Genomic DNA, 7,264 nt, shown 5'->3' with positions numbered 1-7,264 from the left:
TTTTTGATTGGATGAGATATGGCACGATCCCCCTAAATCCCCCTTACTAAGGGGGACTTTGAAGAAAGTGTACTTCACGAACCTGAAAAATGCTGTATAACGGCAAGAACATTAGTATCAAGCCTCACATCTTGCTAAGTTCTTTCTGATGCCGGACTCTGATTGATAGAGTCAGGATACAGAATCCACCCTAAACGTATATATTGATACAACCATGAGTTTTCAGCGAATCTCCACCTTCTGACTCGTTACGCTTCTACCCACCGATGGGGAGTTTGGCTAGGGGTTGGGATCTGGGGTGGCGTTGGGCTGCGGATGGGCTAAGAGTTGAAATAAACCTAACGATGTATTATTGAGTCCCGCATTTTTCTTAAAATAAAAATAGGGAGTTTCATTGCTTTTTCGCAAAGATAGGTTGAGAGGGCTTGAGGAAATGTGTTTTTAGCCACCAATCTTGGCAATCAAGCGATGGGTTGTTCCCTAATTGCTGTTTGTCTTCATCGCTTTTAATTAACAAAAAATATGAGCTACCAACTAAAATCAAAAGAAAAATTATCTCAGGGGATTAAACGCATCGCTACCGAGGAAATTGACGATGCGATCGCCCAACTGATGGGCAAGACTGAAAACAGCCAGGATGAGGCGATTCATGAGGCTCGTAAAAGCTTTAAGAAGCTCCGGGCGGTTGTCCGTTTAGTACGCGATAGTATAGGTGAAGCAGCGTATCGCGAGGAAAATGCGTGTTTCCGGGATGCGGGCCGACTCTTATCAGATGTTCGCGACGCCCAGGTTTATGTGGAAACCCTGGATAAACTCAGCAGCTATTACCAAGATTACCTCACGCCTAAAGCGTTTGAACAGGTTCGCTCTGCATTAATGGTACAGCGCTACGCCAGCGATCGCGCCGACCTCAGCGAAGCAATGGAAACGGCGATCCACAAACTCAAGGATGCTCGCGATCGCATCAAAGATTGGAATATTGAACCGGATGATTGGTCGGCTATTTCCAGCAGCTTTCAGCAAATCTATAAACAGGGTTACAAAGCCTTTCCCCAAGCCTATGCTCAACCCACCTCTGAGAACTTTCACGAATGGCGCAAACAGGTCAAGTATCTTTGGTACCACCTGCGGCTTTTACAACCCCTATGGCCGGACGTGATGAGTGAAATGAGCGATCAACTCAAAGTGCTGGCAGACTACCTAGGGGACGATCATGACCTCGCCATCCTACGGCAACTGCTGGCCGAACAACCCCAGCTTGCCAAAGAACCCGCCGAGATTGAAACCATTTTAGCCCTGTGCGATCGCCGCCAGCCGCAACTCAAACTTAACGCTAAGGCTTTAGGCGATCGCGTTTATGCCGAAAAACCCTCCGCCTTTACCGACCGTTTGGGCCAATATTGGCAAGCTTGGCGATCCTCCCTTTAACGGGTCAACAGAGGCGCTTCTAAAGCCTTGTTAATGCGATCGCGCGTTTGGGCTAAATGCGCTTGGGTATACACGTCCAGATTGCCAGAACGACGCAAGGTGACATTAATGCGATCGCGCAATTGGTGTAAATTGTACCAAGCCAGCGTCCGGGCATCCTCTGGAACGGGTTGATTTTTCAGCACCATCTCAATCAGGACTTCCACATACTCGCGCTGCAAGGCCCGGCGGATGCTGGTAATGTCGCGCGAAGAGGCATTGCGGTCTACAACTTCTGTCCAAATCCCGGTTTGCAGCGTTTCAAATAATTCAGGTAGCGCCAACACCTCTTTACCCGGTTCCGCCTTTAATTCCATATCCCGCAAGCGAGAGAGGCGAACCGGACTCAGGAGATTTCGCAAAACGATTTGTTGCAACAAGAAAATGCGATCGCCAATAGGGTACTCTAGCGGGAAGATAATCGGCACCGTTCCCCAATGCCACCAGCGCGACGGGGCCAACTGATTTAAAAGTTGGGGCGTAAACTCAAACGCATCGGCCGCAAACACGTATTGATTCAAAGTTTGCAACGCCTGCCGCTGTTTGGTTGCAGAAATCGCTTCAAACGGTAGCCGACCATCGCCCGCAAAGTTGCGACTAAACGATTGTCCTCCCACGTATAGCGAAATATTCATCGCGTGTTGAAAATAATAGACAAACACCGCATGAAACATATCGCGCATTTCGCTATAACTCTCGCCTGCTATTGGCGTCCGACGGTTTAACCGCGACCACATCGCCTGAGCATTTTCAAGCTGCCACTCGGAGTAAACCAGCATATTATTGCTCAAGTCGTACCAGTTCGCCGCCGGATCGAGTCCGGCTAAGGTATCCTCATCAGCCGCATAGGCGAGTTCCGGTTCCCCCGAACGTTGGGCAATTTGGCGCAGGTAAGGCAATTCAGCAACCGGGTTGGGGGCGTTAAAGGGTTTGTAGCCATACTCAATCGCCCAACTGTCATAAGGCCCAACAATCACTGGGAAGTAATCGCCCTGTTCCACCCCAGGCGGGGCCAAATTGACGGGGACGTAATCCATTACAGAGGCAACCATCCCCCGCGTGCGAGTCATTTCGAGGTTATTTAACTCTTCCGGTGCGAGTAGGGTACTGCCATGAAAATTATGCCGCAAACCCAGCGTATGACCGACTTCATGAGCAATCAGATAGCTGAGATACTGATTGACAAACTTGTCCATCTCAGTCGAACTGGGGGGAATGCTATGCAGAAGCGTCATGGCGATCGCCCCCATGCTAAACTGCCGAGTAGACTCCATCTTTAAGCACAATTCCGGCAAGTCCACCCCAGGGAACGGCCAGCGAACGTCTGTCGCCGTGGGCAACTGGGGAATCTGGGTTCCCCGCAAGTAGAGTTGTTGCAACGTTGAGGTACAGGGATGGCGAGCATCGGTAGCCCCCACTAAGCTTTCTGAGTTCCCAGAATTTGAAAAAGTCCGATACTCCCGGCGAATAAAACGCACCACATCCGCATCAATTAAAATATCGGCATCTAGGATTTGACCCGTCAGCGGATTAACTCGCGAAGGCCCCAACCCCAAAAAGCCTGAGTCAAAGGTAGCCGACCACCGAATCGTGTTATAGCGAATATCCGCCGGATTCCAATCGGCATCATCCGGCATTTGCCGCACTTCAATAGCATTGAGAAAACCCGCCTGTTCAAAGGCGCGGTTCCACATTAAAACCCCTTCTTGGATGGCGTCGCGATATTCCACCGGAACGGTATTTTCAATCCAAAAAACAATCGGTTCCTTGGGGGGAGACAGGGGGGCGTTGGGGTCTTGTTTTTCTAAATGCCAGCGGTTAATGTAGCGGACAAAGGGGTCTCGGCGGCTGTCGTTGCTAAAGTCTTTGTAAGCGGTGACAAAATAGCCAACCCGTTCGTCTGCTAGCCGAGGCCGATAGCCATTACTGACGGGCAATTCCGAAAAGCTATAGTGAACCGCGAGGTTAAAAGCGCGACTATCGGGGAGGCTGGGTAAGTAGGAGGTTGAAGCATTACCTGCACTGGTAAAGCGATAAACGGCTTCGAGTTCTACATTAAAAGGAAAGGCTTCAACGGTTCCCAAACTCGAACTTTCTGGATCTAAAAGATAGGGCGCTCCTAGAATAGAGGCTAAAGCTGGGGCAATTCCGGGTAAATCTCGCCGGGTTAATACCTCGCCAAAGTCAATTAACAGGGTTTTCCGGGTGGGGTGAATGCTTTGAATGGGGATGGAAATCAGGGTTGAGTCGCTAAAAGCACGCGAGAGCGATCGCTCTACCGGATCGCCCGGTCTGGCCCGAAAATTAACATTGGGAACGACTAGCTGCACCCGGTTTTGCACGCGCCGAAACTGGACTAAAATATCGCTAATCGGCATCCCCCGAAACAATCCCGCCTCCCCAATTCCCGTAGCTAGCGTCATCACGCAGAGGAAATTGCGGTTGAGTTGTTCGGGTTGAATTTCCAGGTACAGTTTGCCCGTATTGCGGTGATGATAGAGGGTAAATAATCCCTCTATCTTCCGGGCATCTTTGACGACTTCGTTGAAGGGTTTAAACTCAGATTCCTCTTCTTCCTTGGCAGATTCTTCTTGAGATTGAGCCACCAGCCCCTTGTCTGACCCTAAGTTCGATGGCACTCCAGCACTGGGAAGTCCTGCCCACACCGGACTCGCCATCGCCATCCAAATCGCCGCTAAACTACTACCCAGATAGAGTTTGCGACTCAAAATGCTAGCAAATACCTGATTCATTCGGCGTTAAAACCCCTCAATAACCCCATAAATTGCCCAAATTGCCATTGCTCTCAGGTAGTGGCTAGCCCGAAACGTCCCGGATGCGGTAATTGCTTCTGGCGTGCGGAACTGCAAACCCTGTTCGTATACTTGGCGAACCACAGATTCCGTCAGTTCAAACGCTTCTGTTTTCATACCCATCTGCCACAAGAAGGCAGCCAGTCCAAAGTTAATCCCCGTCCACACCTCTAGGGGATGGGTTGCGTTAGGATTCTCTGGCGTTCCATCGGGAAGCACCCCATTCGCAGCCCCTAGAAAGGGTTTTAACCCATTCCTTTCTGAATTTTGAGCAAATTGATTAAATTTAACAAAACACGCCTGATAAACTGCGTTAAGTGCCGATTTCGCGCAATCGGTCGGGACGACATCCGGTAAATCGAGCAATTGGGCGTAAAATTGACCGCAAAGTTGATCGCTCATCACCACCTGAGAACCGCTTTCGCTATCTAGGCGATAGTATTCCCCATTCCACAGCTTTTCTTGATAGATGGGGCGAGATTGGTCTAACCAGGTTTGGTAAGTGGAAATTGCGGTTTGCGGGTCGGGGGTGACAGATTCAGTGGCTTTTGCCTGTAAAATCTTGCCAAGGGCGATCGCGCTTTCTAAGGCGGCTATCCACAATCCGCCACAATAGGCACTCACCCCGCGCAACTTCCAATCATCAAAGGTTTGATCCGGCGCGCCCGCATTTTCCGGGATGCCATCCCCATCGCGGTCAAAGGTTTTAAGATACTCTAAGGTTTGAACCACTGCCGGCCAGCAATCTTGGAGAAACTCTAGATCCGTACTGCCCGTTAGCTTAAAATCGCGATAGACCTGCAAGACAAAATCGCAGGGTAAATCCTTCCACTGATTGCAATCTTGATAGCTGGTATAGTTGGTTTTCTCCCAAGGATGCTCGTTTGGCGCGCCTAAGTCATGCGGAGTTGCCCCTACCACCTTGCGGGGAACCGGAACGAGGGGGGTAATCTGGTTAACGCGATCGTAACCGATAATCCGGGGCGTATCATCTTGGTGAGGAATCGCTTTAGCAAAGTCGCGCATTACAGACTTTTCTAACTTGGGCCACAGCATCAGCAACCCGAAAGAACCGTACAAGCGCACGTCTAAACTTTCATACCAGCGATAATCTAAACATTCTAAAACGCCAAAATGACCCACCGGGGCCTGTTCATCGGCTGCCGTCCACAAGGTTCCCCCGCCGGTTAGCAGGTAGAGTTCGTTAAACAGCGCCATCTTAAACCAGTTGGGCAGGTCTTCGCGTTCTAAGATGGGATTTTGCCAAGCTTGGATACTCTCTTTCCAGGTATCGGAATGCTTCAGGGTGGTTCGCACCATCGCCCAAGCATTTTTGCCATTGCGTCCAAAAAAGTCAGTATAGCGGCGATAGTAACTGGCGGGTTCGGTGCCAAATTCCGTTACTGGGAAGTCCCAAGCGATGATAAACGGGATTTTTCGGGTTCTACCCGGTCTAATGGTAAACCGAACGGCGATCGCGCAAGCAATTTGTTCTCCTTTGGCGGCTGGAGTTTCATCTTCTGAGTCGCCTAAAGTCCCATCGGTGGCGAAGGTTTGCCACAACACATCCCCATCCCCTTCTGGGTTCCACCGAGAATGATAGAACACTTCAACCGATGGGTTTGCTACCGTCGAAATGGCCCATTGTCCTTCGCCTTCGCGAGGAATTTCATGGGTACTCAAGCGACTCATCAGGCAACCGACGCGAAAGTTATTCTCTATCCAGCGGTTAAAATTATCGGTACTTTCGCCCCAGCGCGGTTGATAGTCGTACACGGGGGAACCATCATCGCGGACTTCAATTTCTGGGGAAGCTGCCCCATTAGTAAACCAACCTACGGTATTCTGCCAAGTCAGCATAATACTCAGGGTAATCGGTTCGTCAGTGGGATTATGTACCGTCCAATCAAAAATCCCCACCGGATAGCTACTTTCTTGGTAATTTCCGGGAATGACGGGGGAAAATTGTTCGCAAGTTAGCTGAGTTTGAAAGACATTCTCGTAAACATACCAACTGCGGGGATACAGGGCATGATAGCGGCCTGTAGATTGGGTTTCGCGGCTGGCGGGATACCACTGCCAAGCGGCTAAACTGCCATCTGCGGGTTTCTCGGTAGATAAGGCGTAGGTTTGGGTTTTGCCGTCGGCGGTTTCTTCAAACACGCTAAACTGACAGGCAGGCAAATTGCGGAAAATATGTTCCCCGCCATCGAGGTGCCACAGGTTGAAGTCTCCTCGCGAAGAACGACCGATACAACCTGCACCAAAGCCGCCTAGGGGCATTCCATGCCACGGCCCATCATCAAGGTTGCTGGCATAGCGAACAGTATACGGCTTTTCCCACCCCAGACCGATAGGGCGACTCCAAGCACAATCCGGAATTTCAGGACGCGAACGTTGAGCAATCATGCGATCGATTTTAAACTACCCCGTCCTTAAGGGTAGAGGTTTCTGTCGCTATTGCTGAACTGCAATTTCTAACAAAGGTGGGGTAAGTCCTGGCGCGACAGGAGGGCGATGCGCCATTTGCCTAAAACAAAGGAAAAGACTCGTTCTTTACCCAAGGGAACGGGGAGGGGAAGGGCGGGTAAGTGTCCGAGGTTGGCTTGCAAACCGAAGGTGAGATCGCTATAGTTGAGCCAACTGTCGTCCTGACGCCAGCCAATGCGATCGCCAAACTGAGTATAGTTTTCTTCGGTTTCGTGCCAAATTTGTTTCTGCACGCTAAACCCAAAGCGATCGCCGCTAAACTCTAACCATAATCGATCGAGTGTCGTTAAATGATGGATGGAAATGCGAGCAATATCTTCAGGTCGCAACCATCCTTCGAGTTCTCGTTGCGCCCCTTGTAAAATCAGGTATGCTGTTGCGCGATCCGCTGCTTGCCATTGATGGGTGGCCAGTAAGTGTTTTAAATCGGTATAATCTTCATCTTCATCCCTAGCAATCTGATGACTGGCTAACATTTGTTCCCCCAGGAAACT

At 50.3% G+C, this 7,264-nt stretch carries 4 protein-coding genes; 1 reads left to right on the top strand and 3 read right to left on the bottom strand.

The genetic code is table 11. From position 1 onward, the window contains the following. Nucleotides 1-522: 522 nt before the first annotated feature. Nucleotides 523-1,428 carry a CHAD domain-containing protein gene (locus QQ055_RS09935; RefSeq protein WP_283362293.1) on the top strand — a complete coding sequence of 302 codons (906 nt, stop codon included), beginning with the start codon at nucleotides 523-525 and terminating at the stop codon, nucleotides 1,426-1,428. Here QQ055_RS09935 and QQ055_RS09930 read toward each other — a convergent pair. The 3 genes from QQ055_RS09930 to QQ055_RS09920 all read right to left on the bottom strand — a co-directional run bounded on the left by QQ055_RS09930 (nucleotide 1,425) and on the right by QQ055_RS09920 (nucleotide 7,246). Further along, nucleotides 1,425-4,220, bottom strand: coding sequence for a zinc-dependent metalloprotease (locus QQ055_RS09930; RefSeq protein WP_284476313.1), 2,796 nt, complete (start codon nucleotides 4,218-4,220; stop codon nucleotides 1,425-1,427). The genes QQ055_RS09935 and QQ055_RS09930 overlap by 4 nt on opposite strands. A gap of 6 nt (nucleotides 4,221-4,226) precedes the next feature. Then, nucleotides 4,227-6,689, bottom strand: coding sequence for a GH116 family glycosyl hydrolase (locus QQ055_RS09925; RefSeq protein ID WP_284476314.1), 2,463 nt, complete (start codon nucleotides 6,687-6,689; stop codon nucleotides 4,227-4,229). Nucleotides 6,690-6,757: 68 nt separating this feature from the next. Then, a complete protein-coding gene (locus QQ055_RS09920) occupies nucleotides 6,758-7,246 on the bottom strand; it encodes a GUN4 domain-containing protein (protein ID WP_283362290.1) in 489 nt (162 codons plus the stop codon). Between the last annotated feature and the right edge of the window lie 18 nt (nucleotides 7,247-7,264).

The sequence above is a fragment of the Geitlerinema calcuttense NRMC-F 0142 genome, from assembly GCF_030285425.1.
This window is presented reverse-complemented; position numbering and strand designations above follow the sequence as displayed.